The sequence below is a fragment of the Agriterribacter humi genome, from assembly GCF_009192765.1.
In the GTDB taxonomy this organism is placed as follows: domain Bacteria; phylum Bacteroidota; class Bacteroidia; order Chitinophagales; family Chitinophagaceae; genus Agriterribacter; species Agriterribacter humi.
Map to the genome: position 1 here is coordinate 209,853 of NZ_VOHQ01000004.1, position 25,195 is coordinate 235,047.

The window sequence follows — 25,195 nt, forward strand, 5'->3', positions numbered from 1 at the left end:
AGTAAATTGTATTGTGCCTTATCATATATAATCCACCTGGCCCGGTTGATGATCGTAGCATATGCATTTTGTATTTCGTTTTGCTACCTTACATTAAAATTTTCCTGCCAATTAATCGCGTTCAGCATGTTTTGCAGTATATCCTTTGCCTCATACACAGAACTAAAATTGGACCGTAGTGACCGGGGCGGAACCTTAAAACCGCAACCTGTAATTCGCTGCGCTTCACAAACCGTAAGCGCAATCATGCATGAAAGCAAAAGTAAAAATCGTTTGTGGATGGTGCTTTTTTAAAATAATACAGGATTTCCTTTTAAAAATAAAGGGAAGCTTTATTAAAGCTCCGATAACAAAGGATTAACGAAAAAGTGAAGTTAAACGCTTGTTTAATTTAAACGTTTGTTTAATTTTGCGCCCGAAATAAATCGTTTATGAAGGATAAAAGAGTGCATATACTGGATTCAGCAGAACTACTTTTTGCAGAAAAAGGCTTTGATGGTACTTCAGTTAGAGATATAGCGGGGCATGCAGGAGTGAATCTTGCCATGATCTCCTATTATTTCGGTTCAAAAGAAAAGTTGCTGGTAGCACTTATTGCGCACAGGTCAAGTTATACGCATGGTATTCTGGAAGAGCTGAATAAAGACGAAAAGCTTTCTCCCTGGGATAAAATTGAAAGACTTGTTGATCTGTATGTAGACAAGATTGTAAATAATTATAAGTTTCATTGCATTATGACAATGCATCTGCCTACCATACAATCAGATGACATCAGGGAAATGATCACCGATATTAAGCTTAAAAATTTTGAACAGGTAAAAAGGATTATTGCAGAAGGGCAAAAAAAGAAAGTATTCAGAAAAGTAGATATGGAACTTACGGTTGGCTGTGTGATGGGAACAATTACACAGGTTACTTTATCTAAAAGCCTGTATTGCCGGTTAATGCATATTGATAAAAATGATGAAGAAGGTTACAGGAAAAAAATGATCCCCAAAATAAAAGCACATCTTAAAGAATTGCTGAAAGCCCACCTGGATATAAAAAATCAGAATTAAAAATCTTCAACTACAGCACAGCATGAAAAAAATGGCAGCCGTATTGCTTTTTTGGATAACAGGCTTTATTCAACTATCCGCACAAACCAAAACATTGAGTCTTCGTGATGCAGTGACAATGGGCATACAAAACAGCAAACAGCTAAGGCTGGCAGCGCATGAAATTGAACAGGCGTTATCGCAGGCAGAGCAAGCCAAAGATGCTTCACTCCCATCGGCCGAAATAAGCGTCGGCTATAACCATGCTTTAATGCTTTCACAAACGTTTCATCTTCCTGCCGCTAATGGCAATGACCCGCAAAAGTTAAGTTTTCCTTTCGACAATACATTGTACCAGTCTACACTCAGCATTAACCAACCCATTTTTGCGGGTAACCAACTCCGTTATGCCAGGCAGTCGGCAGACCTTTTGCTGCAAATGAGCAAACTCAATGCTGAAGCGGATAAAGATGAAGTGATTTTTACCATTATTCAATCGTATATCAATTATTATAAACTTCGGCAGAACCAAAAGATCCTTGCACAAAATCTTGAAGACATAGAAAATAAGCTCGTTGAAATTAAAAAATTTGAAGCCCAGGGGCTGGCTACAAAAAACGATGTGCTGAGGTTTGAGCTTGAAAAATCGAATATGAAGCTCAATGCAATTGAACTGGATAATAACCGCAAAATTGTTAACTACAACCTGAACGTATTGTTAGGCTTGCCCGAGAGCACTGTTATTGTGGAAGAGCACATCAACTACAGTCTGGGAGAAAATGACCCGTTTGAAAATTTCCTGCTTCAGGCACTGAAAGACCGCAAGGAACTAACTGAACTGCAATACCGGTTGAAACTCACAGACATCAGCATTAAAAAAACACAGGATGAAAAACTACCAACGGTAAGCGCTGGTGGCAATTTGTATTTTATTAACCCTTCCGGAAATATTATTCCCAAAAATGGTAGCTACCTGGCGCCCTTTGTAGTGGGTATAAGTGTAGGGTGGGACATTGGCAGCCTGTATAAAAATAAAAACAAATTGACTGAATCAAAAATTCAGAAACAGGAGGAAGCTGATAAGTATGAGATAACCAAAGACAGGATCAAAACGGAAGTGAACCAAAGTTACCTGCAGTATAAACAGGCGCTGGAAAAAATAACTGTGCTGCAGGAAGCCATTGTGCAGGCAACCGAAAATGAAAGGATAATGGAATCGAAGTTCCGCAACAATTTAGCCACCACTACCGATCGCATTGATGCGCAAACCCTGCTATACCAGGCACGTATCAATTTAGAGCTTTCAAAATCAGATGCTACTGCTGCATATTATATGCTTCTTAAATCAACGGGGCATATTCAACTTTAACCAATCCGACCAAAAGCTTAAAAAAATTATATGAGCAATAAAAAACAACAGAAGAAATACAAAGGCAAAAAAATCATATTTCCTGTTATTCTTGCAGCAGTACTGGTATTGGCCGTAGTATTTACATTAAAGGAATATTTCTATTTCCAGGCACATGAGGTAACAGACAATGCCCAGGTTGATGCCGACATCAGCCCGGTTATTTCGCGTGTAAGCGGTTATGTAAAAGAGATCAGGTTTGCCGATAACCAGGAGGTGAAAGCAGGCGATACCCTGGTAATCCTCGATGACAGGGATTTTAAAATAAAATTGCAACAGGCGCAAGCCGCTTTGGCCTCTGCCAGACAATCGGTAACCGTATCCCGTTACGCCATACAGGAAGCCGAATCTAATATTGCAACTGCCCAGGCAAATGTAAAAGCTGCTAAAGTAAAAGTATGGAAGACCACCGAAGATTTCAACCGCTATAAAAATCTGTACGATGATCATGCCATTACTAAAGCACAATATGACGCGGTGAAGGCAGAGAAGGAATCGGCTGAAGCGGCCTTGCTTGTTGCACAAACCCAGGTACCGGTAATCCATAAAAAAGTAAGCACCAACGAGCAGGAAGCAATGGCAACCGCCTCCAATATCGCCGGCAGGCAGTCTGATGTAGATTTTGCGAGGCTGCAATTATCATACACGGCTATTATTGCTCCTGCAGATGGCATTGCTTCCAAACGCAATATACAACTGGGTCAACTGGTACAGGCAGGCCAGTCTTTGCTTGCTGTAGTAAACGATAAGGGTTTGTATATCACGGCTAATTTTAAAGAAACGCAAATGGAACACCTGAAGATTGGAGAAAAAGTAGACATCACTGTTGATGCTTATCCGGATTCGCCGGTTCATGGGAGTGTGGAATCTTTTGCCGGCGCTACAGGCGCTAAATTTTCACTGCTGCCGCCCGATAATGCCACAGGCAATTTTGTGAAAGTAGTACAGCGTGTACCGGTAAGGATAAAACTTGATTCCAGCCCTGCTTTTAATACAGCCCTGCGCCCGGGGATGAGTGTAAAAGTAATTGTACATACTAAATAGTGGTAAGTAGTAAGTGGTGAGTAGTAAATACAGGGTTTGGTTAAACACAAAAAATACTCAAAGAAAAAGCAATGGCAGAGCATGGCTTAAGAAAATGGATCATTACAATTACAGTAATAATGGCTTCATTACTGGAATTGATTGATACTACTATTGTAAATGTGGCTTTACCCCAGATCATGGGCAACCTGGGCGCAACGCTTGAAGATGCGGGATGGCTGGTAACAGGTTATGCAGTAGCGAATGTAATCGTATTACCCATGTCGGGCTGGCTGGGTGACAGGTTTGGAAGAAAGAATTATTTCATGGCATCCATTATACTTTTCACCATTGCTTCCATACTTTGCGGCAATGCCACCGGCTTGTATGAATTGATTGTTTTCAGGATTTTGCAGGGCCTGGCAGGAGGAGGGCTGCTTTCTACAGCGCAGGCTATACTTATAGAAACCTGGCCCCGTGAAGAAGTGGGCATGGCTACCGCCTTGTTTGGACTGGGAGCGGTGGTAGGACCAACCGTGGGGCCAACTATTGGAGGATACATTACAGATCATTTTAATTGGCCCTGGATTTTTTATGTAAATATCCCGGTGGGTGCATTGGCAGCATTCCTGGTTTCGATGTTCGTAAAAGAATCTCCCCAATATGCCAAAGGGCAACCGATTGACTGGTGGGGGATCGCCTTCCTGGCCATTGGTGTGGGAAGTTTACAGGTGGTGCTGGAAAAAGGAGAATCCGAAGACTGGCTTGCTACTCCTTACATTGCGGTGCTTATAGTAAGCACTATTGTTGCCGCTGTTGCTTTTATATGGCGTGAGCTCAGTACGGATCACCCGGTAGTGAATTTCAAAATACTAAGATTCCGCAGTTTTTCTGTAGGCATATTAACTTCCTTTGCCCTGGGATTTGCTTTATATGGGTCCGTATTTATCTTCCCTGTATTCTGTCAAAATTTACTTGGGTTTTCTGCACAACAAACAGGAGAATTGTTATTTCCCGGAGGTATGGCAACCATATGCATGATGCCAGTTGTTGGAATGATGCTTAAACGTGGAATACCGGCGCAGTTGATGTCTACCATAGGATTTGTATTATTCTTCATTTTTAGCTGGATGTTATCTAATTCTACACTGGAATCGGGTACCGGCAATTTCTTTTGGCCGCTTATTATACGCGGAATTGGAATGAGCCTGCTGTTTGTACCATTAACTACCCTTGCTATACAGGATCTTCATGGAAAAGATATTGGCCAGGGTGCGGGTCTCAACAATATGATGCGCCAACTCGGTGGCTCTTTTGGAATCGCTATTCTTACTACCCTCATTCATATTAAAAGCGGGATCAACAGAAATATTTTACTGGAAAATATCAATCCCTATAACCCGGCATTTGCAGAAAAACAACAGGCGTTTATACAAGGCTTTCAAAGTAAAGGCTACAGCGCTTTTGATGCGCAACAAATGGCCAACAAGGCCGTTGAAGGTTCGGTGATCAAACAAACGATGCTGGTAACCTACGATAATATATACTTACTGGTGGGCGTATTTGTGCTTTGCTGTATTCCGCTGGTATACCTGCAGAAATTTAAAAAGAATGTGGCTTTACCTGTGGATGCACATTAACAGTTCAAAGCATAGAAGTATTACTTAATAATAATCTTTTGGTTTTTTTGAAAATTGCGGCCGGTCAACCGGATGATATACATCCCTTTTTGCAAAGCGGGTAATACAATAGAAAAATAGCCACTTGCTCCATTCATTTCCTTTGTTAAAACCGGTTTGCCTGCTACAGTAAAGAGCTGTACTCTATCTATCCGTTTCCCCGAATTAATATCCAGTCTTCCGGCAGTAATGATGGTAGGATAAATTTTTACATCGGTTGCTATTGCATTGTTTATGCTGATAACGGCAGAATAATTTCCGGTGCCATCAGCGTCAATAATATATAACCGGTAAAATATTTTACCTTCTGTAATGGTATAATGCCTGAAACTATACTCAGCTCCACTAATATTATTGGATGCATTTACTGCTCCTGCGCTACTGAATTCATTTCCGTTGCTGCTGTATTCAATTACAAATTTTTCAACGGTTTGTTCCGTTGCCGTCGTCCAGCTCAATTCATTATAGCCACCATCCGTTTCGCGGCCCGAAAAATGGGTAAGGGTGAGTGGTGTAGCTTCCAACGGGATTATTTTATATACAGCATTTTCAGTGAGGGCTGCCGCATATAAGGTTCCATCCTGTATTTCACTAATACTGGATATACCTGTCTTTAAAGCCGGCTGCGTATTTACAATATTAAAGTTATCATTAACATGCTGAATCGTCCATACGGTACCCGAATAATAATCGGTAACAAAATAATATCCCTGTAAAGTTGCAAATTCATCACCCCTGTATACATAACCGCCTACCACTGAACTTCCGTCCTCCGGATTATCATATTCAAAAACAGGAATCACTTTACCTGGTGGATCGCAAACCGGGTCAACATCTGTATTTTGAACAGTTCCTTCGTAGCAACGCCAGCCATAATTGGCGCCGGATGAGCCCGTTTCCCGGAAGTTCACTTCCTCTTTTTTACCCTGTCCAACATCGCCGATCCATACATCACCCGTTGAGCGGTCGAAGCTCCAGCGAAAGGGATTGCGCAGGCCAATGGCCCACAGCTCCGTTGTTACAGGCGTTGCATCTACATTCATGCGGATCATCTTCCCCAGTAATGAGGCGGGGTTTTGCGCATTGTTATCCGGATCATTGGCGCCACCTCCATCACCGGTGGCGAAATATAAGTAATTAATCCCCTCTTCAGTGCGAAACTGCAAATGACCGCCATTGTGATTGGCAAAAGATTTTGGTATTGTTACTAAAGGTGCGACAGGATTGGGATTGGGTTCGGCAATATCTGGATTGGAAGAAACGATGTAACGGGCAACAGTAACCGACCCCTCAGCATTTGTATAATAAACAAAAAAGTACCCATTACTTGCATAGTTGGGATGAAAGGCTATGCTCAGGAGCCCGCGTTCTCCATTCGATGTAATAATTGTGCTGATATCAAGAAAAGGAGTTTCCAGAACCTCCGATCCATTCCATATTTTAATAGTGCCGCCCTTTTCAACGATAAACAATCTGCCGGGAGCATCTCCCGGCGCTGAAGCAATTTCCATGGGTGACGAAAGCCCTGAACTGATCAGTGGTTCGTAAGTAATCGCCGGCTGTGAGCGGGCAATAGTTTGGAAAAAGAGAATAAGCGCCGGTAAAAAAGCAATTTGCAGGTAGCGAAAATGTTCTTTCCTCATACCAGTAGCATTTAAAAAAGAAAACGTCACAAATACAGTGCCGTTCGAAAATATGAGCTACAGGTGGGAGTTGTCTCAAAAGCGATTATTGAAGACATATAGCAGGATGTTCACAAAAAAAGCGCTGAAAAATCAGCGCCTTCGAATATTTAATGACCATTATATTTACTTGCTCAAATGCATACTCCTTTCCTTATACAGTGTTCTGAAATAAGGATCGCGTAAGTCCTTTATAAAGCGGATGGCTTCGCCGGTTGATTTCATTTCCGGGCCCAGCTCTTTATTTACACCGGGAAACTTATCAAAACTAAAAACGGGTTCTTTAATAGCAAACCCTTTCAGATTCTTCTTAAAGGTCAGATCTTTCAACTTCACTTCTTCCAGCATTACTTTTGTAGCTATATTAAGATAAGGTATCTGGTAGGCTTTGGCTATGAACGGCGTAGTGCGGGAAGCCCTGGGATTGGCTTCTATAACATATACCACCCCGTCTTTAATAGCAAATTGTATATTGATGAGCCCGCGGATATCCAGCGACCGGGCAATCTTTTCTGAATAGAACTCCATTGTGGTTACTTCCAGCGGACTGAGGTTGAAAGCAGGCAATACGGCATGGCTGTCGCCGCTATGTATACCCGCCGGCTCTATATGCTCCATTACGCCCATTACATGAAAGGTTTCGCCATCATAAATAGCATCTACTTCCGCTTCCTGGCAACGGTCAAGGAAATGATCAATCAGGATTTTATTCCCGGGAAGATGTTTTAATAAACTCAGTACACCTTTTTCCAGTTCTTCGTCATTTAATACAATCCGCATTCTTTGTCCACCCAACACATAACTCGGCCTTACCAGCACCGGGTAGCCCACTTCTTTGGCTACCTCAATGGCATCATCCGCATCGTAGGCTGTACCATAATTGGGGTAAGGAATGCCCAATTCTTTTAAAAGATCGCTAAAACGTCCCCTGTCTTCGGCAATATCCATATTGTCGAAAGAGGTACCTATAATACGGATGCCTTTTTCATGCAGTCGTTTGGCTAATTTCAATGCGGTTTGTCCGCCCAACTGTACAATTACGCCCACAGGCTTTTCATATTCTACGATCTCCCATAAATGTTCCCAGAATACGGGCTCGAAATACAGCTTATCCGCAATATCAAAGTCAGTTGAAACGGTTTCCGGATTACAATTTACCATGATAGCTTCATAACCACATTCCTTTATGGCCAGCAACCCGTGTACACAGCAATAGTCAAACTCAATACCCTGACCTATCCGGTTGGGGCCGGAACCTAAAACCAATACAGATCCTTTGGCACTTTTAGAAGTTGCGCTGCCCGGATGCACAATACTTTCATTGTGCACAACACCGGCTTTTGCGTTTCCTGAAACAGAATGCGCCTCAAAACTGGAGTAGAAATAAGGTGTTTTGGCTTCAAACTCGGCGGCACAGGTATCCACCATCTTATATACACGGGTCAATCCCATCTTTTTCCTGCGCTCATAAATATCCTCGTCTTTCCCATCTTTCATAATCCGGCAGATCTGTTCATCGCTGAACCCGTTGTGTTTGGCTTCAATCAGCAGATCATCGGGTAAGGACTGCCGGTTGTACTGCGCTATTTTTTTCTCGATATTTACAATTTGCTGGATCTGGTAAATAAACCAGCGGTCAATGCGGGTAGCTTCACAAATAGATTTTACGCTTACCCCCATCATCAGGGCATCTTTAATACGGAAGATCCTGTCCCACTTGGGTGTTTTTAAATATTCCACAATTTCGTCAGACCGCATCATGCTTTTTCCGTAATAACCCAGGCCCACCGCTTCATTCTCGAGGCTCTGACATGCTTTTTGAATGGCTTCGGTAAAACTGCGGCCGATTGACATTACTTCGCCCACGGATTTCATCTGCAGCCCCAATGTATCATTGGCGCCTTTAAACTTATCGAAATTCCACCGGGGTACTTTTACAATTACATAGTCGAGTGTTGGCTCAAAATAAGCCGAAGTAGACTGGGTGATCTGGTTTTTGAGCTCATCTAAATTATAACCAATAGCCAGCTTGGCAGCTATTTTAGCAATAGGGTAACCTGTGGCTTTAGAGGCCAGGGCCGAAGAACGGCTTACTCTTGGATTAATTTCGATAGCAATAATTTCTTCTGTTGCCGGGTTAAGGGCGAACTGTACATTACAACCTCCCGCAAAATTACCCAGGTCGCGCATCATGCGTATAGCGGTATTGCGCATCAATTGAAAAGCCGTATCGCTCAGCGTCATAGCCGGGGCAACGGTTATTGAATCGCCCGTATGGACGCCCATGGGGTCAAAGTTCTCAACCGTGCAGATGATTGCTACATTATCTGCATCATCACGCAGAAGCTCCAGTTCAAATTCCTTCCAGCCCAGTACGGCCTTTTCCACCAGCACTTCATGTATGGGAGAAGCAGATAAGCCCCTGTCGAGGGCATCATCTAAAAATTCTTTGTTAAGCACAAATCCGCCACCGGTACCACCAAGGGTATAGGACGGACGTATAACCAAGGGAAATCCTATTTCCTGGGCAAATTCCTTTCCCTCTAAAAATGAGTTGGCGGTTCTGGCCGGCGCTACTGCTATACCCAGCCGGATCATCCACTGGCGAAAAAGTTCCCTGTCTTCTGCCTTATCTATGGCCTTAATATCCACACCAATTAATCTTACCCCATATTTCTCCCAAACACCCAGTTCATTGGCTTCCTTGGCTAAATTCAATGCGGTTTGTCCGCCCATAGTAGGCAATACAGCGTCAATTTGGTTTTCTTCCAGTATTTGCTCAATGCTTTCTACAGTCAGCGGCAGCAAATACACCCGGTCGGCCATCATGGGATCGGTCATGATGGTAGCGGGATTGCTATTGATCAATATTACTTTAACCCCTTCTTCCCGCAGGCTTCGCGCAGCCTGGGTTCCCGAATAATCAAATTCACATGCTTGTCCGATAATAATAGGACCTGAACCAATGATCAGGACCGTTTTGATTGAATTGTCTTTAGGCATTTCTTAATAAAGATTTGAAAGAATCTGGCAGGTATTTCCGCATAAACCTCCTCCGGGTTGGCACTGAAAAAACCGGGCAAAGGTAAGGGTTGAAAAATTAAATGCGAAACTCAAACGGTTAATATTTCCGAGATATGTTATTTATGTAAGGCACGAGACCGGGGCCAGCGGTTTTCGGGTTACCTGTTTCGGGGACATGCATTCATTTTGTAAGACATGACATGGCATAAAAAAAGACACTGCTAAATGCGAGTGTCTTTTAAAAATATTGGAACAGAACCTAACTGGTATGAAACGCAGAAAGTTCAAATTCATCAAGCATAATTTCCTGTTGTTGCTGAACCTGTTTATGATCCTCATACTTGTTCTTCACTTTGGCAATAAATTTCTGTTTTGCCAGTTCTCCCCGGAAAGCGCCAATTACAGATCCTGTCATGATGGCCAGTGCCAGTACGATTTTTGTTTTCATCCCTTTCATAACATTCAATTTTAGGTTCAACAATATATAGTAGACAATATATAGACGAAAAACGCTGTATTATAGTTTGAAAATATTATACTCTTTTTAGGGTATTTTCGTCGTTTCAAAGATTATTACCAAAAATCAAATTGATTCTTTCATCGGCATACCTTAATCAGGGTATACAAGAACCCATTTTTAACGGTTCATCAAGGTATTGGGGGAGGTGTAAACCAGCCCGAAAAATATATTTGTAATAATCTTTACAGAGCAGGCAAAAACAGTAGCAATTTTTCCAGGGGGCAGTCATTGCTTATTTCTCAAAGAGAATGCCAGTTTTTTTAAATGTTCAAAAAAACCACAATTAAACATTTATTTAAACAACAAATAAGCATTGTTAACCATCATTTGTAAATATTGCTTCAAAGGATTGGCAAAATGATTTTATTGTTAAATCAATCATAGGTAGATTTGTTACCCAATACTTAAGAATTACTTTATTGATGAGATCCATTTTCTTTTTGTTTTTTTTAACTGGTTTCCATTCATTCGCCCAGGAGCATTTGCCCAATATTTATCCTAAAGGATATTTCATCAAGCCACTGGATATTCCTGCAAGTTTATCCGGCAATTTTGGCGAGCTCCGTCCCAATCACTATCATATGGGGCTTGATTTTAAAACCAACCACGTGCAGAACCTGCCTATACATGCAGCCGCCGACGGGTATATAGCAAGAATAAAGATTGAGCCCTTTGGATTTGGCAGGGCTATTTATATTAATCACCCTAATGGTTTAACCACAGTTTATGCGCATCTCAATAGTTTCTTTCCAAAGCTGGAACAATATGTAAAGGAACAGCAATACAAGCTGGAATCATGGAACGTTTACTTAGATATACCCGTGGGAATGTTTCCGGTTAAAAAGGGCTCTTTTATTGCCAATAGCGGAAATACCGGTGGCTCACAGGGTCCGCATCTTCATTTTGAAATACGCAATACCGCAACGGACACCAATCTCAACCCTATATTATTTGGATTTCCCATAGCCGACAATGTTCCACCCGTTATTCAACGCCTTGCCGTTTACGATCGCAACAAAAGTATTTACGAACAATCTCCCCAAATAATAGCGGTTAAAAAAACAACGCAGGGTTATATTACTGTTCCTTCGACCATAACAGTATCATCAGATAAGGTAAGTTTTGCTGTGAGCAGCTATGATGCACAAACAGGTTCGGCTAACCACAATGGTATTTACCAGGGCGTTTTGTATGATAGCTCCAAAGAAGTAATCCGTTTTACAATGGATACAATCAGTTATTACGATACGCGCTACCTGAATGCGCATATTGACTACAAAACCAAAGCCAAGGGCGGTCCCTACCTGCAACATCTATCGGAGCTTCCGGGCTATATCAATAGCGTGTACCGCCAGCAAAGGGGAAACGGAGTGATCAGGCTAACTGAAGGAGCTATACACAACATCCGCATTGAAACAAAAGACGCCTATAACAATACAGCACTGTTGAATTTTAAAGTTCAGTACGAGCCGCCGGTAATAAAGCCCATACCGCCTGCCGGCAAGATGTATTATCCTTTTATGGTGAATGTGGGAGAAGGAAGTGGAGATTGCGAATTTTACATTGGTGAAAGAGGTTTATATGATGCTGTACAGATTGCCTACCGGAGATCGGCCTCCGCAAACCCGGTAGTGGTATCGGCTATACACACTATTGGAGCAGATTACATTCCGCTCCAGGAGGGACTGGTTGTTCGTATTAAGCCAGACTCCGGCTTGCTGCAGGATAAAAGAAACAGGGTGGTTATGCAACGGTTTGCCGGAACCAAAAAAGAAATATCAAAACCGGAATGGCAGAATGGCTGGGCCATGGGGAAATTTAACAGCTTTGGCAGCTTTCAGTTGGTGCTGGATGAAACAGCGCCGGAAATTATTCCAATAGGATTTAAAAGCGGCCAGAACATGAGCAAAGCCAGCCGGTTAATGTTTAGCGTAAAAGATAATCTGGGAGCGATAAAAAATTTCAGGGCCGAATTAGACGGCAAATGGCTTCGCTTTACCAATGACAAAGCCAGGAATTTTATCTACACTTTTGATGAACACTGCACACCGGGGGAGCATTCGTTGAAAATTAGCGTAGCCGATGAAGCAGGGAATACGGCTGCACAAATTTTTACATTTACCCGGTAGGTGGGGATCGGGTTACAAGTTGCAGGAATGCAGGTTTCAGGGCTTTTTCGGATTCATTGGTCTTTAGTTTTGTGTTTATCATTGTATTCCTTCGAATTTCAGAGTTAAGGCTTCGGATTTGAATTTTTATTTGCTTCTTGTGTTTTGTTATTTGGTTCTTCTTATCACGCTGCAACTACTCTTTCCTCATTCTCCAATTTTCACATTTCCCACATTTCCCATATTTTCACATTCATTATGATTACAGTAAAAGAAGGCGATAAAGCTCCTGCCTTTTCCGGAAAGAATCAAGAAGGAGAAAAAATTGCCCTATCGGATTATAAAGGGAAAAAGCTGGTATTGTATTTTTACCCGGAGGATGATACGCCTACCTGTACTATACAAGCCTGTAATTTGAGGGACAATTTTTCTTTATTGAAACAAAAGGGATTTGAAATATTGGGCGTAAGCCCCAATGATGAAAAATCACATAAAAAATTTGAAGAAAAATATACACTCCCGTTTAATTTGCTGGCCGACCCGGATCATAAAGTTATTGACAAATACGGGGTATGGGGCGAGAAGCAGTTATACGGAAGAAAGTACATGGGATTGCACCGCACTACTTTTATTATTGATGAAAAAGGGGTGGTCAGGAAGGTATTTTTACGTCCCAGGAATAAACAACATGCAGAAGAAATTATTAAAGCATGGGAGCAGTTATAAATGCAGGTAGATACCACTAATATAAAAATAAGAGAACGATCCTGGAAAGCAAAGATTGCTGCCTGGTGGCTCGGAGTAGACAATGTGGCTTTTACCTTGGGCAAAACCATTCACCTGTATAATGCTACTGCCCGGGAGTTTTTAGACGATACCCGCTGGGTAAAACACGAATTGAAGCATGTTGAACAATTCAGGCGATACGGGTTCATTCCTTTTATAGCCCGTTACACCATTGAAACCATTAAAAAAGGTTACCGCGATAACAAATATGAAATTGAAGCCCGTATGGCGGAACAGGATATAATGTAAGCGGATTTTAAAATTCAACTAAAATTTGTAAACCTATTCTTATGCAATTTGCCCGATGTATATTCTTATCTGCATGTGTTGTACTATTTCACAGCGCAGCACTATCTCAAACACAGGATAACTACCAACTCGTATGGAATGATGAATTTGATATCAATGGCGCCCCCGATTCAACAAAATGGAATTATGAAAAAGGTTTTGTACGCAATGAGGAATTACAATGGTACCAGCCCGAAAATGCCCGTTGTGAAAAGGGCATGCTGATCATTGAAGCACGGCGGGAACAAAAATCCAATCCGATATATGAACCGGGCAGTGATAACTGGCGAAAGAAAAGACCAACTGTGCAATATACTTCTTCATGCCTGATCACCAAAGAAAAACAGAGCTGGCAGTATGGTCGTTTTGAAATGCGGGCACGCATTGATATTGACCCCGGTATGTGGCCAGCCTGGTGGACGCTGGGGGTAGAAAAACGCTGGCCTGAGAATGGTGAAATAGACATCATGGAATATTACCGCGAAATACTTTTAGCGAATATTCTTTGTCGTGGTAAAAACAATTCCAATGAATGGCATACTACCAAAACAAGTGTACAAAAATTAGGGGGCGCTGCGTGGGCCGGAAAGTTCCACACCTGGCGTATGGACTGGACAGAAGAATACATAGCTTTATTTGTAGATGATTCACTGCTGAATAAAGTAGCAGTAAAGGATCTGGTAAATAAGGATGGCAGCGGATTCAATCCTTTTAAACAACCGCACTACATGCTGCTGAACCTTGCCATTGGCGGGCAAAATGGTGGTGATCCGCAGCACACTGCATTTCCAAAACAGATGGAGGTGGATTATGTGCGGGTGTGGGGCAAGAAGTAATTGTGATAAAATAGTACACCTGATGTTTCTACCGCTAATATAATTGATACTACCGGTATATGATATTACGCCCCTTCAGGGCTATGCAGTTTAGTTCCTGATTATACGATGGACGATGTCCATCGTTAAGAGATTACGCCCCTTTGGGGCTCTGGCCAATCCCGCAGATTAGCCCTGAAGGGGCGTAATATCCATAACGTGGGGTGTAGCCCCTCGTTATAAAAGATGTGTTATGCTCATAATAACAGATTACACCGCAGATTAGCCCTGAATGGCGTAATATTCATAACGTGAAAGTAGCCCCTCGTATATTCTCCGAACGGTATCCCCGGATCGCGGAGTGTAGCCGATATTAATCCCACACATATCTCTCATCATAGTCCACATCATAGTAATTAAGATATTCCCTGTATTCATCCTGGAAGTTTTTCTTACTGTGGTGGGCATGCTGATTAGCGATATAAGCGATGACGACATCTGCCTCCGCGGGGTTAACAGAAAATGCACCGTATCCATTCTGCCAGTAAAAGTTACTTAATGATCTGTCTTTGGTTTTCATCCATTTGGAGGAATGTGATTTTACTTCTTCCAGCAGTTTCATCAAAGCTATTTTTTGTGATAACCTGCAGAGCATATGAACATGATCTGTATAACCTCCGATTTTTATCGGCTGGCAATCCATGCTTTTGCAGATGCCGCCGAGATAACTGTGAAGTTCATCCTCATACGGAGGGTAAATAAGCGGCTGACGACACTTGGTGCTGAACACGATATGAACGTAATTTTTTACGAGCGACTGTCCCATATGCATAAGTTAGCGATGATAAAATAGTACACCTGTTGTCTCTGCCGCTAATATAATTGATACTACCGGTATATTACGCCCCTTCACGGTTCTGGCCAATCCCGCAGATTAGCCCTGAAGGAACATAATGTCCGTGGAATATCGGATCCCCTACACCCTCATCAGTCTTTCCACCGCCTTTTCCAGCGTCTCCTCTTTTTTACAAAAACAAAAACGCAGGACTTTGTTATCGATGGGAGTTCGGTAAAATGCGGAGACGGGGATAGTGGCTACACCATAATCTTTGGTAATGCGGATGGCAATATCTTTCTCCGCTTCATCGCTGAAATGACCATAGCTGCCCAAAATAAAATAACTACCATGCGATTGATGCATATTAAATTTTGTATCCTTCATCAGTCGCAGAAAATAATCCCTTTTCTGCTGTATAAAAGCGCCCAGAAATTCATACTGGTCTTTTTGCTTTAAAAAAGAGGCAAGCGCCACCTGCTTGGGCGTATCGGTTGAAAAACAATTGAACTGATGCACTTTCCTGAATTCGGTCATAACAGCAGCAGGAGCTACACAATAGCCGATCTTCCAGCCTGTGCAGTGATAGATCTTGCCAAAAGAAAAACATACAAAGCTTCTCTCCAGCAAATCGGGGTAACGGAGCATACTCTGGTGCGGCAATGCATCAAATATTATATGCTCGTATACTTCATCGCTTAGTATAAAAATATCCGTTCCGGTAACGAGCGTTCTTAATGCTTCTATATCTTGTTGTCGCAATATGGCGCCCGTTGGGTTATGCGGCGAATTGAGCATGATCATTCGGGTGCGCGGAGTAACGGCTTTGCGCACCGCATCCCAGTTAATGGAATAATTGGGATACTGTAAGGGAATGAGTACAGGGGTAGCATCGTTAACCAGCACATTGGGTATATAGCTGTCGTAGCCCGGCTGAAAAATGATGACCTCATCGCCCGGCTGCAATACACTTGTAAGCGCTGTATAAATAGCATAGGTTCCGCCGGGTGTTATGGTAATTTCGGTATCAGCATGTATATTTGATCCATACAGGTTTGCTATCTTTTCCGCGAGTACTTCACGCAGTGGCAGGTAACCATTCATGTGGGTGTACTGGTTATATCCCTTTTGCATGGCTTCATTTACTTTTGCAATCAGTTCTTCATTCATGTCAAAATCCGGAAAGCCCTGGCCAAGGTTTACCGCATTGTGTTCCTTTGCCAGGGAACTCATCACCGTAAAAATGGTTGTACCCACTTCCGGAAGTTTGGAGATTATAGATGGCATTTAAAACGGTTTGGTTTTCGAAAAACGTAAAATTATTTGTTATACAGCAAAGGCTCGAAAAGATTTCGGAACTTAGTGGCGTGTAATGACCGGATGGTTTGCTGGAATTTGTTATTTTACTTCTGCGATCCGTAATTCCGCCCTGCTGCAATTTGCATTTTCGTAACAAATAAATAATATAATATGAAACGTTCAGCAACCGCCGTATGGAACGGCACAGGCAAAGATGGCAATGGCTCAGTGAGTACGCAAAGCACCGTACTCAATAAAACACAGTATTCGTATAAGTCGCGTTTTGAGAATGGTACAGGCACCAACCCCGAGGAACTGATTGCCGCCGCCCATGCAGGATGCTTTAGTATGAAGCTGGCTTTTGTACTGAACGCCGGGGGTTTTACACCCGATGAAATTATAACCGAGTGTGTTATTACACTGGGAGATGGCGCCATTACCTCATCGCACCTGGTACTTAAAGCAAAAGTGCCCGGTATTGACAAAGCCAAATTCGATGCGGCTGCGGCAGATGCCAAAGCCAATTGCCCGATCAGTAAATTGCTGAACACCGATATTACGCTGGACGCTACTTTGCTATAATTATAATAAGATCACTTGTTATGATCATTAAACAATATTGCCGCTGAAAAGTGGCAATATTGTTTAAAAAAACTTTTTCTCAAACAGCCATTTCGTAGGTTTTGGCTCAGCATATTTTAGCCCGAACTGATCAATGCTGTTTGTTTTAATGTGTTCAACCGCCTCTTCAATAGAATCGGTAAGCAATACCAATTCCAGGTCAACGGGTGAAATAGTGCCTGCTACGATCAGCTTCTCCACATAATCCATTAATTCCTTATGGAACTCTTTGCAAAAAACAATAATGGGAAATGCCTTGATCATTTGGGTTTGGATAAGCGTGAGGGCTTCAAAAAATTCATCAAGCGTGCCAAATCCACCCGGCATTACCACAAAAGCATAGGAATATTTTACCAACAGGGTTTTACGCACAAAAAAATACCTGATGTTCACCCATTTATCAAGGTAAGGATTAGGATACTGTTCGTGTGGTAAAACAATATTACATCCAACGGACCTTCCACCAACCTCCTTTGCCCCACGGTTGGCTGCTTCCATAATACCGGGGCCTCCCCCCGTCAGAATAGTAAAACCAAGGCGGGCTATCTGACCGGAAAGTTTTTGTGTTAATACATAGTATTCATGATCTTCCTTAAACCTGGCAGATCCAAAAATAGTAACGCAGGGCCCGGCAAAGTGCAGGGCGCGAAATCCTTTTACAAATTCCAGAGCAACTTTTATAGTAAACTTAAAATCCTCCCACCTGGATTGAGGGCCTTCTAAAAACCGTATCTCAGAAGCTTTTTCTTTAGGCATAGTTTGAAAATAAATATTCCAAACCTACCGGATTTTTGCTAAAAAGCGCCAACCCCGGTAAGACAATCTGTCATTATACAGTATATTGGATGAATATGCTGTAAATCATTGAAAATTGATGATCTTTACATTTTTAATTAATATATTATATAGGTTTAGATTACAAACCATGAAATGGCATCTATTTTGACGCCATTGGATTAATCATAAAAAGATTGGATTATGAAGTTTAAAGTTGAAGAAAAGATAATACCACCAAAAGAAATGATTGTTGGTGATCCGGAGGCAAAAGTGCTTATTGTGGAGTACGGAGACTACGAAAGTGCTGACACCGCTAAAATTCACGATGTTGTGCAGCAATTGCTGGAAACATATAAAGGGAAGATAAAATACAATTTTCGTCATTTTCCGCTTACCCGTATTCACCAGCGTTCCTTTAAAGCCGCCGAAGCTGCCATTGCTGCAGGCCAGGAAGGAAAATTCTGGGAAATGCACAATATTTTGCTTCATCACCAGCGTAACTTGGGTACTATCAGCCTTAAGGGTTATGCCCGCGATGTAGGAGTTACCCGCAAACATTTTCTGGACGACCTGATGAATTCAAAATTTGGATGGTATGTAAGAGACGACCAGATGCAGGCTGTGGATGCAGGTGTTACAGATGTGCCTGCCATTTTTGTAAATGGAGAGCGCTTTGAAGGAAAACCTACCTTACAAAATCTTTCCGCGGCTATTACCCAGGCATTAAAAAGCAAGAAAAAAGTATCGCAAAGAGCTTAGGTTTTTAATTTTCACTTGCAAACGCTCGTTTTTCTGCTAAAATGCGTAGCGCTGCTTCATGGGGCCTTATAGTGCTGTTAAGGCTATTTCTACAAATATCAGAAAATAATAGCATAAGCCTTGTCTTAATATCATTTAAGTTGCGCAGTTTGCAGTATGAAACGCAGGATCATTTTTTTGCTGAATCCAATTGCCGGAACAGGAAACCGCTCTAAAATCAGGCGGCTTATTGAAAAAAAACTTACTGCATCGGGAGTGAATTTTGAAATTTTTCCTACCAGGACCGAGGGCAATTATGATGATATCCGTTATAAAATATTGTATGAAGGTGTAACGGATGTTGTGGTTGCCGGGGGCGATGGCACCATAAGCAGCGTAGTACATAACCTCAGGGATACCCGTGTTAGTTTTGGGCTTATCCCCTGCGGTTCGGGCAACGGACTTGCTTTTTGCGCAGGTATTTCTAAAAACCCCCACAAAGCCATTGATCTTATTTTTACAGGCGCCCCGGTACTCACCGATGCCTTTACGATCAATAATGAGTTTTCGTGCATGCTTAGCGGTTTAGGTTTTGATGCGCAGGTAGCGCATGATTTCGCAAAGCAAAACCGGAGAGGGCTTATAACTTATATAAAGCAGACCTATACTAATTTTATTAAGGCAAAACCATACCATTTTGAAATTATCGCAAATGGTGATTCTCTTTTTACAGAAGCATTTTTTGTTAGCATAGCCAACAGCAACCAGTTTGGCAACCAGTTTACCATTGCCCCTAAAGCTGATCTTAATGATGGTTTACTTGATATTGTAATTGTACAAAAAATGAATAAGCCGCATATGCTGCTTGCAGTACTGCAGCAAATATGGAGGGGAGAGGTAAAAGAAATCCGTCATAAAAAAAAGGGCGTTATTTATTATCAAACGAAAAATCTCTATATCAAAAACCCCGATGCTGCTCCTTTGCACATTGATGGTGACCCCAAACCTACGGCTTCTGGTTTTGATATCAGCGTTGTTCCAAATGCATTTCGGCTGATCCGGCCTTTACGCGGGCAGATTGAAAAAAAATGATTTTTTTAAATGACGTCACATTTGATTCAGAATGAAGCGCTCTTCTGATATCTAATTTTTCATTTCTGGTAAGGTGAAAGTTTAAAGCGGCTCCTTTTTGTTTGGGTAATGGCGCATAGGAAAAAGTGATTTTTTTAAAGGGAAAGCCAAAGCCGGTATGTGCATACTGAATCATTTCATCATGATAATAATCCTGCATCTTCATCCAGTTATGCTGCAGCGTCATAATGGGCTTTGTAAACATACCTGTAATGCTGGGATCGTCATACCCTTCATCCCATTCACCATCTTTACGATCGCGTATTTGTATAAATACAACTCCCCCTGTATTATTAGTTATCCAATTTTCCAGCACATGTAAAAAACGCAGGGAAGATTCCTGACCGAAATTATCGCGCATACCCGCATCCATTACATCTATAATTGGCGAAGAAGGTAGCCATACATTAGGTAAAACATAAGGGAAAGTAGCATTAATACGCAAAGTAGAAAGCAGCCGGAGGCTATACGGATCCTGCTTTTTAAACATAGCGCTAAAATCAATGGCATCGGGTTCGGCTGTTATACCGGCGGCTGAATCGGGCCAATTGCGCATCATAAAACTAACAGGTTGTGTGCTGATGATCATTTTCCGCCCATCTCTTGTAATAGTAGAATTAAAAAGCATAAGAGGGATTTTGGCAGCGGCTTCATCTTCAGTAATATCTCTTAAGGTATAATCTAATATTCTGCCTGTGTTGCGGTTGAATTGTTCTTCAAAGGCATAACCCCTGTCCTTGATATAATTATAATTTCCCGCTTTGAACTGCTGGGCGGGTGCAAAAAGATCGCGTGTTACAAAAGAGGAGAACAGGGCATTCAAAAGATCTTTGGATATATTATCTGTGTATTGCTGATCCTGGAGGTTAACCGGCCTGCCCTGTTGTTTTAAGCGAAACAATTCGCGGTAATAAGCCGCTCCCAGCATACCACCTGAAGCACCATTGATGATAAAGGTTTTTCTCAACAACTCTCCATTCATGATACTGTCCATGTGCTGCATTACATTAAGCGTAAATGTTGCCGACCGGGTGCCGCCTCCACTTACATTTATGATATATAACAAAGGCTTTTCTTCACGCTGCCGCTGTTTCCAGCGTTCCAGTATCCGGATCATATTTTTCTTATCCGCCTCCATTTTTTCAATGGTGCACAATTGCATGATACTGTCTCTGGTGTAAACAGGTCGTTCACTGCGGTTCGTATAATTGATACCATAAGCCTTATTGCGCGGATCAATGATCTCTTTTTCAAACAAAAAATTCAATCCAATACCCAAAAGCAGTAAAATGGGAAAAGCCCAGCTTTTAAGCCAGTAGGTTAACGCCCCCGAGCCGGCAATCAGCACAGAAAAAAACAAGAGGATAGCCGCCGCCGCAGGGATAATAAAAAAAGGCTTGTCCATCAGCATCCCGATCAGCGCCAAAAATAAAAAAGCCAGTATAATGGATATTACAGCGGTAAAATGATGTCTTTTAAAAACGGTATCAATAAACTCCTGCGAATAATGCGTTACGTTGCGGGGCTTTTTCAATTTCATCCTCGTATTAAAAAACCAGTCAATATGCAGCATTCCCCTTTCATGAAAATGTTTACCGCCAATGCCAAACTGTGCGGCAAATGTTTTGGGATCCCTGAAAACAGGCTCCATAGTACGCATCATGGATTTCTCTGTTCTGAAAAAATATAAAAAAGAAATCACGAAAGCAAAACTAAGTCCCGACAAAAAACCAGTTACCAGTACAATAATTCTGCGAGCAGGAAGCAGCTCATTATGCGTATCATAATAAATGCTTTTAGACAAATAGAAAATAAGGAACAGCAGCGGTATAATGGCATTGTTGATGCAGTATTTCAAAAAGGGTTTGGAAGTAGTGGCTAAAAATTTGAACTGGTTGCTATGCAAAATAAAAGTAGTGATGTTCCAGCTCATGATAAAAATACCTGTAGCCACACCCACTATTGCCATACTAAACCCGTTTACTTCTCCCAGGTATTCGGGGGCCAGAAAAAGTGAATCCGCACCGAATGTGCTCATAAAATCGCCATGAATTGCACTGGCCAAAATGAACCAGAAAGCAAGAAGCAACTGATAACGCCTGAGATGAAGAATGAAAAGCTGAACAGGAAAGGAATAATAAAACCCCTTTATATAGGCTTTTATGTTAGAAAAAACAGGCATCAAACGCAATATAATACTTTGATATTTAACGCAAAAGACGGATACAATAATATGCTGTTAACAGCAATTTATCTTTTCGCATCAGGTATAACGGAATAAATGTTCTTGTTTAGTTATTTGCAATTTCTACTTCTTCACCAGGTACAACATCCACACCAGCGATACCAGCAGCAGCATAGCGGTAAACTGATGCAGCACACCCAACCATACTAATGCGTTTACTGAAGGGGAGTATAAAACAGTGAGTATGCCCAGCAACACCTGGACCAATACCAGCAGGAGTGGCAATGCCCTGGTTTTGCTCAGCCAGGGGGCTGCAACAGCCTTTCGTGCTTTAATAAACCAGGCAACAATGAGTATAACAAAAAGATAGGCTATTCCCCGGTGAATAAACTGTACCATAAATGGATTGTTTATATAATTCTCCACCCCCCGGGTATTAAACAATGATGCAGGAAACCATTCGCCATTAATCGTAGGCCAGGTTGGAGCAATAGTAGCGGCTTTAAGCCCTGCCATAAAACCACCATAAACAAGCTGAACGAATAACAGCAGCATCAGCAGCACTGTAAATTTTTTTAAAGATGCATAACGAACAATTTGCTGCTCCGGCACCAGCATGCGTAAAGCAAACCATAAAGTATATACCAACAGTATTAGTGCCGCTACAAAATGAGTTGCCAGCTCAACATGTCCTACAAAATATTTTTCAGGCACCAGCCCGCTTTTTACCATTATCCATCCAATAGCGCCCTGCAGAGCGCCCAGCAAAAAAAGAATGATCAGCGGAATGATCATCTCCCGTTTGAATTTTTTCTTCCATATAAACCATGCAAATCCTATAATAAAAACAATGCCCAATAACCTGGCCCAAAAACGGTGAAACCATTCCCAGAAGAAAATAAATTTGAAATCGGATAATAAAAAATCTGAATGGAGGTACCTGAACTGGTCGGTTTGTTTGTATTTATCAAATTCCGATTGCCAGGCTAAGTCGCCTATTGGCGGCAATATGCCTGTAATGGGTTTCCACTCTGTAATGGAGAGTCCGGATTCGGTAAGGCGGGTAATGCCCCCTATCAATACCTGGATCATAATCATACCCGCACCTGTTAATAACCACCAGGCTACCGCCCTGTTGGGCGAGGGTGAAAGCGATTTGTTCATAACTGCAAAAGTATTGTACGATTTTTTATTCTTAACATTGCAGCACGAATATATGTTACAGGCGTTTTACCAGGATATACACATCGAAGCAGGCTGCGATGAAGCGGGCCGCGGATGCCTGGCCGGGCCTGTATTTGCAGCAGCCGTGATTTTGCCCCGTGATTTTTTTCACCCTGTACTCAATGATTCCAAACAATTAACTGCGGAACAGCGCAGTGAAATGAGAATATACATTGAAGAAAAAGCGATAGCTTATAATGTAGCAAGTGTAGATCATGAAGAAATTGACAGGATCAATATATTAAATGCATCGTTTAGGGCAATGCACCTGGCTTTAGACGGACTACCTATTATACCTGAGCTGCTATTAATTGACGGTAACCGGTTTCATGCCTATAAAAAAATTGATCACCACTGCATCATAAAAGGTGATGGGATTTTTTCTTCTATCGCCGCTGCCAGCGTATTGGCCAAAACGTACAGGGATGAATACATGATGAAACTACATGAAGATTTTCCGCACTACCATTGGTATAATAATAAAGGCTATGGAACAGCGGCACACCGCAGATCCATTCTAAAGCACGGGCTTAGCCCTTTTCACCGGAAAAGTTTTCAATGCATATCTGCCCAAATGGAAATATGGGAGTAAAATGGTAAAGCCTGCCAGGCGGAAAAATAGTGATCAACCCTTTATAATCCTTTTCATTTAAAAAACATGATCAAAAAAATAGCGCCTGATAAATGGAGGCATTTCCTGGTTGGCATTGCAATGGGCGCCCTGTTGCAGGCAACTGGCTGGTGGCTTTGGCCAACAGATATTATTTTATCATCCATAATGGCGCTGGCAATAGTAATTGCTATCAGCTATGGCTTTGAATTGTTCTCAAAAATTACCGGAAAAGGCAGATATGATTTTATGGATGCCGTGGCTTCTGTAGCAGGCGGCGTGTTAGGGATGGGTGCGGTTTTATTGCCACAAGCCGGGCTGGTACACCTGTAATGTTTTACGGAGAATGGCTTTATTAAAAACTACAGGCCTACAGCGGCTTTCTGCATCATCATCGCTGCAATTTGACCGGCATCGTGTTGAAATGAAATATCAACGGGCTGCGCATCAGCGTACCATTGTTCAAAAATGGTATTAAAATTTTCAGGAAGGTGAGCTAGTGTTTTTACCCCCAGTTGCCGTAGGGCAGCGGCATTGCATTGCTGCTCATATTGCCCTTTGATGGGCATCACCATTATTTTTTTCTTTAAATGCAGCGCCTCCGAAGGCGTTTCAAAACCGGCGCCACAAACAATTGCAGCGCAATGGATCAGGCTTTCATTAAATTTTTCTTTGCTTACCGGTATAAAAGTGAGGTGGTCCTGTTTTGTTTCAACTTTTACTTCCCGTGAAAAAACCTGGAAGCGGTACGAAGTAAGTTTTCCAAAAAATTTACGGATCTCACAATCGCAGTAAGCGGGTAAGTAAACGGTTATGTGATTATCGTGGACCGGACGGGCGTTCCATATTTCAGACTTAATAACGGGCGTATGAATAAAGTCGTCGTATTGCCTGAAATGCAGACCCATATATTGCGTAGCTCCTGCATAGTTTTTCAGGAGCCATTCACCTATACGGCTTTGCTGAGCCGGGCGGGGTGTTTTTGCCGACATAAAACTCGCCTGGTGTCCAAAATGAATGGAGGGTGCTTTTTTTTGCCGGCAGGCCAGTGAGGTTATACATTCAAAATCATTTATAACCAGATCATATTTTTCCACAGGCAATGCCGCTACTTCTTTTTTGATATGAAACGGCGAAATCCTTTTTATCATTGAAAAATAATCAAGGCTTCCCTTGCAGGTATAAAACAAACTCAAGCCTTTGCTCCTGTATTTTATGGGTGCATCAAGATGCAGGCTGCTGTTGGCGCCGCTTAAGAATATATCCACCGTTCCATATTGCTGCAGGTAGGGCAATAACTCCATAGCCCTGCTGATATGCCCGTTTCCCGTTGCCTGTATAGCATAGAATATTTTCATACAATCATATTCAATTTTTACTGTACACTTACGACTTACCACCTACT

22 protein-coding genes are annotated in these 25,195 nt (G+C 42.0%); 13 read left to right on the top strand and 9 right to left on the bottom strand.

Features of this window, described 5'->3' with window-relative positions; all coding sequences use genetic code 11:
* Positions 1-431: 431 nt before the first annotated feature.
* The 4 genes from FRX45_RS09570 to FRX45_RS09585 all read left to right on the top strand — a co-directional run bounded on the left by FRX45_RS09570 (position 432) and on the right by FRX45_RS09585 (position 5,108).
* Positions 432-1,058 carry a TetR/AcrR family transcriptional regulator gene (locus tag FRX45_RS09570; protein WP_152268189.1) on the top strand — a complete coding sequence of 209 codons (627 nt, stop codon included), beginning with the start codon at positions 432-434 and terminating at the stop codon, positions 1,056-1,058.
* 22 nt (positions 1,059-1,080) lie between these two features.
* Complete coding sequence (locus FRX45_RS09575; RefSeq protein WP_152268190.1) at positions 1,081-2,406, top strand: TolC family protein; 1,326 nt, start codon at positions 1,081-1,083, stop codon at positions 2,404-2,406.
* A gap of 30 nt (positions 2,407-2,436) precedes the next feature.
* Positions 2,437-3,489: an HlyD family secretion protein gene (locus FRX45_RS09580; protein ID WP_152268191.1), complete on the top strand. Its 1,053-nt coding sequence runs from the start codon at positions 2,437-2,439 to the stop codon at positions 3,487-3,489.
* 71 nt (positions 3,490-3,560) lie between these two features.
* Positions 3,561-5,108 carry a DHA2 family efflux MFS transporter permease subunit gene (locus FRX45_RS09585; protein ID WP_152268192.1) on the top strand — a complete coding sequence of 516 codons (1,548 nt, stop codon included), beginning with the start codon at positions 3,561-3,563 and terminating at the stop codon, positions 5,106-5,108.
* Between the two features lie 20 nt (positions 5,109-5,128).
* Here FRX45_RS09585 and FRX45_RS09590 read toward each other — a convergent pair whose 3' ends face one another.
* The 3 genes from FRX45_RS09590 to FRX45_RS09600 all read right to left on the bottom strand — a co-directional run bounded on the left by FRX45_RS09590 (position 5,129) and on the right by FRX45_RS09600 (position 10,310).
* The gene (locus FRX45_RS09590) at positions 5,129-6,790 is read right to left on the bottom strand and encodes a PQQ-dependent sugar dehydrogenase (protein ID WP_152268193.1); all 1,662 of its coding nucleotides are present in this window, start codon (positions 6,788-6,790) and stop codon (positions 5,129-5,131) included.
* Between the two features lie 165 nt (positions 6,791-6,955).
* Positions 6,956-9,832, bottom strand: a complete 2,877-nt coding sequence (gene carB, locus FRX45_RS09595) for a carbamoyl-phosphate synthase large subunit (protein WP_152268194.1) — start codon at positions 9,830-9,832, stop codon at positions 6,956-6,958.
* A 280-nt stretch (positions 9,833-10,112) separates the two neighbouring features.
* Positions 10,113-10,310, bottom strand: coding sequence for a hypothetical protein (locus FRX45_RS09600; protein WP_152268195.1), 198 nt, complete (start codon positions 10,308-10,310; stop codon positions 10,113-10,115).
* A gap of 485 nt (positions 10,311-10,795) precedes the next feature.
* On the opposite strand from FRX45_RS09600, the gene FRX45_RS09605 reads away from it, so the two are divergent.
* From FRX45_RS09605 to FRX45_RS09620, 4 genes are all read left to right on the top strand, one after another.
* Positions 10,796-12,502 (top strand): M23 family metallopeptidase, encoded by a 1,707-nt coding sequence (locus FRX45_RS09605; protein WP_152268196.1) that lies wholly within the window; start codon positions 10,796-10,798, stop codon positions 12,500-12,502.
* Between the two features lie 237 nt (positions 12,503-12,739).
* Positions 12,740-13,207, top strand: a complete 468-nt coding sequence (gene bcp, locus FRX45_RS09610) for a thioredoxin-dependent thiol peroxidase (protein WP_152268197.1) — start codon at positions 12,740-12,742, stop codon at positions 13,205-13,207.
* Positions 13,208-13,516: an eCIS core domain-containing protein gene (locus FRX45_RS09615; protein ID WP_152268198.1), complete on the top strand. Its 309-nt coding sequence runs from the start codon at positions 13,208-13,210 to the stop codon at positions 13,514-13,516.
* A 41-nt stretch (positions 13,517-13,557) separates the two neighbouring features.
* Positions 13,558-14,391: a glycoside hydrolase family 16 protein gene (locus tag FRX45_RS09620; protein ID WP_152268199.1), complete on the top strand. Its 834-nt coding sequence runs from the start codon at positions 13,558-13,560 to the stop codon at positions 14,389-14,391.
* Positions 14,392-14,743: 352 nt separating this feature from the next.
* Here FRX45_RS09620 and tnpA read toward each other — a convergent pair whose 3' ends face one another.
* On the bottom strand, positions 14,744-15,196 hold the full coding sequence (gene tnpA / locus FRX45_RS09625) for an IS200/IS605 family transposase (protein ID WP_152268200.1): 453 nt from the start codon (positions 15,194-15,196) through the stop codon (positions 14,744-14,746).
* Between the two features lie 150 nt (positions 15,197-15,346).
* The gene (locus FRX45_RS09630) at positions 15,347-16,492 is read right to left on the bottom strand and encodes a methionine aminotransferase (protein ID WP_152268201.1); all 1,146 of its coding nucleotides are present in this window, start codon (positions 16,490-16,492) and stop codon (positions 15,347-15,349) included.
* A 183-nt stretch (positions 16,493-16,675) separates the two neighbouring features.
* On the opposite strand from FRX45_RS09630, the gene FRX45_RS09635 reads away from it, so the two are divergent.
* Positions 16,676-17,086 carry an OsmC family peroxiredoxin gene (locus FRX45_RS09635; RefSeq protein ID WP_152268202.1) on the top strand — a complete coding sequence of 137 codons (411 nt, stop codon included), beginning with the start codon at positions 16,676-16,678 and terminating at the stop codon, positions 17,084-17,086.
* A 63-nt stretch (positions 17,087-17,149) separates the two neighbouring features.
* Here FRX45_RS09635 and FRX45_RS09640 read toward each other — a convergent pair whose 3' ends face one another.
* Positions 17,150-17,881, bottom strand: coding sequence for an LOG family protein (locus FRX45_RS09640; RefSeq protein WP_152268203.1), 732 nt, complete (start codon positions 17,879-17,881; stop codon positions 17,150-17,152).
* A 222-nt stretch (positions 17,882-18,103) separates the two neighbouring features.
* Between FRX45_RS09640 and FRX45_RS09645 the strand changes: the two genes are divergently transcribed.
* Both FRX45_RS09645 and FRX45_RS09650 read left to right on the top strand, forming a co-directional pair.
* Positions 18,104-18,661 carry a DsbA family protein gene (locus FRX45_RS09645; RefSeq protein ID WP_152268204.1) on the top strand — a complete coding sequence of 186 codons (558 nt, stop codon included), beginning with the start codon at positions 18,104-18,106 and terminating at the stop codon, positions 18,659-18,661.
* Between the two features lie 156 nt (positions 18,662-18,817).
* Positions 18,818-19,732 (top strand): diacylglycerol/lipid kinase family protein, encoded by a 915-nt coding sequence (locus FRX45_RS09650; protein WP_152268205.1) that lies wholly within the window; start codon positions 18,818-18,820, stop codon positions 19,730-19,732.
* Here the strand turns inward: FRX45_RS09650 and FRX45_RS09655 are convergent.
* Positions 19,668-21,953: a hypothetical protein gene (locus tag FRX45_RS09655; RefSeq protein ID WP_152268206.1), complete on the bottom strand. Its 2,286-nt coding sequence runs from the start codon at positions 21,951-21,953 to the stop codon at positions 19,668-19,670. The two genes, FRX45_RS09650 and FRX45_RS09655, sit on opposite strands and share 65 nt — an antisense overlap.
* A 126-nt stretch (positions 21,954-22,079) precedes the next feature.
* The gene (locus FRX45_RS09660) at positions 22,080-23,120 is read right to left on the bottom strand and encodes a COX15/CtaA family protein (RefSeq protein WP_152268207.1); all 1,041 of its coding nucleotides are present in this window, start codon (positions 23,118-23,120) and stop codon (positions 22,080-22,082) included.
* A 13-nt stretch (positions 23,121-23,133) separates the two neighbouring features.
* Between FRX45_RS09660 and FRX45_RS09665 the strand changes: the two genes are divergently transcribed.
* Positions 23,134-23,772: a ribonuclease HII gene (locus FRX45_RS09665; RefSeq protein WP_226805171.1), complete on the top strand. Its 639-nt coding sequence runs from the start codon at positions 23,134-23,136 to the stop codon at positions 23,770-23,772.
* A 66-nt stretch (positions 23,773-23,838) separates the two neighbouring features.
* Positions 23,839-24,123, top strand: a complete 285-nt coding sequence (locus FRX45_RS09670; RefSeq protein ID WP_152268208.1) for a hypothetical protein — start codon at positions 23,839-23,841, stop codon at positions 24,121-24,123.
* Between the two features lie 29 nt (positions 24,124-24,152).
* Here the strand turns inward: FRX45_RS09670 and FRX45_RS09675 are convergent, their stop codons facing one another.
* A complete protein-coding gene (locus tag FRX45_RS09675) occupies positions 24,153-25,148 on the bottom strand; it encodes a glycosyltransferase family protein (protein ID WP_152268209.1) in 996 nt (331 codons plus the stop codon).
* Between the last annotated feature and the right edge of the window lie 47 nt (positions 25,149-25,195).

Bases quoted from the DNA above. Each gene is read 5' to 3' on its own strand.
- FRX45_RS09660 (WP_152268207.1), bottom strand. From the start codon at position 23,120: ATGAACAAATCGCTTTCACCCTCGCCCAACAGGGCGGTAGCCTGGTGG.
- FRX45_RS09675 (WP_152268209.1), bottom strand. From the start codon at position 25,148: ATGAAAATATTCTATGCTATACAGGCAACGGGAAACGGGCATATCAGC.
- FRX45_RS09645 (WP_152268204.1), top strand. From the start codon at position 18,104: ATGAAGTTTAAAGTTGAAGAAAAGATAATACCACCAAAAGAAATGATT.
- FRX45_RS09590 (WP_152268193.1), bottom strand. From the start codon at position 6,790: ATGAGGAAAGAACATTTTCGCTACCTGCAAATTGCTTTTTTACCGGCG.
- FRX45_RS09620 (WP_152268199.1), top strand. From the start codon at position 13,558: ATGCAATTTGCCCGATGTATATTCTTATCTGCATGTGTTGTACTATTT.
- FRX45_RS09670 (WP_152268208.1), top strand. From the start codon at position 23,839: ATGATCAAAAAAATAGCGCCTGATAAATGGAGGCATTTCCTGGTTGGC.
- FRX45_RS09580 (WP_152268191.1), top strand. From the start codon at position 2,437: ATGAGCAATAAAAAACAACAGAAGAAATACAAAGGCAAAAAAATCATA.
- FRX45_RS09635 (WP_152268202.1), top strand. From the start codon at position 16,676: ATGAAACGTTCAGCAACCGCCGTATGGAACGGCACAGGCAAAGATGGC.
- tnpA (WP_152268200.1), bottom strand. From the start codon at position 15,196: ATGGGACAGTCGCTCGTAAAAAATTACGTTCATATCGTGTTCAGCACC.
- FRX45_RS09570 (WP_152268189.1), top strand. From the start codon at position 432: ATGAAGGATAAAAGAGTGCATATACTGGATTCAGCAGAACTACTTTTT.
- FRX45_RS09600 (WP_152268195.1), bottom strand. From the start codon at position 10,310: ATGAAAGGGATGAAAACAAAAATCGTACTGGCACTGGCCATCATGACA.
- FRX45_RS09655 (WP_152268206.1), bottom strand. From the start codon at position 21,953: ATGCCTGTTTTTTCTAACATAAAAGCCTATATAAAGGGGTTTTATTAT.
- FRX45_RS09585 (WP_152268192.1), top strand. From the start codon at position 3,561: ATGGCAGAGCATGGCTTAAGAAAATGGATCATTACAATTACAGTAATA.
- carB (WP_152268194.1), bottom strand. From the start codon at position 9,832: ATGCCTAAAGACAATTCAATCAAAACGGTCCTGATCATTGGTTCAGGT.
- FRX45_RS09640 (WP_152268203.1), bottom strand. From the start codon at position 17,881: ATGCCTAAAGAAAAAGCTTCTGAGATACGGTTTTTAGAAGGCCCTCAA.
- bcp (WP_152268197.1), top strand. From the start codon at position 12,740: ATGATTACAGTAAAAGAAGGCGATAAAGCTCCTGCCTTTTCCGGAAAG.
- FRX45_RS09605 (WP_152268196.1), top strand. From the start codon at position 10,796: ATGAGATCCATTTTCTTTTTGTTTTTTTTAACTGGTTTCCATTCATTC.
- FRX45_RS09615 (WP_152268198.1), top strand. From the start codon at position 13,208: ATGCAGGTAGATACCACTAATATAAAAATAAGAGAACGATCCTGGAAA.
- FRX45_RS09650 (WP_152268205.1), top strand. From the start codon at position 18,818: ATGAAACGCAGGATCATTTTTTTGCTGAATCCAATTGCCGGAACAGGA.
- FRX45_RS09630 (WP_152268201.1), bottom strand. From the start codon at position 16,492: ATGCCATCTATAATCTCCAAACTTCCGGAAGTGGGTACAACCATTTTT.
- FRX45_RS09575 (WP_152268190.1), top strand. From the start codon at position 1,081: ATGAAAAAAATGGCAGCCGTATTGCTTTTTTGGATAACAGGCTTTATT.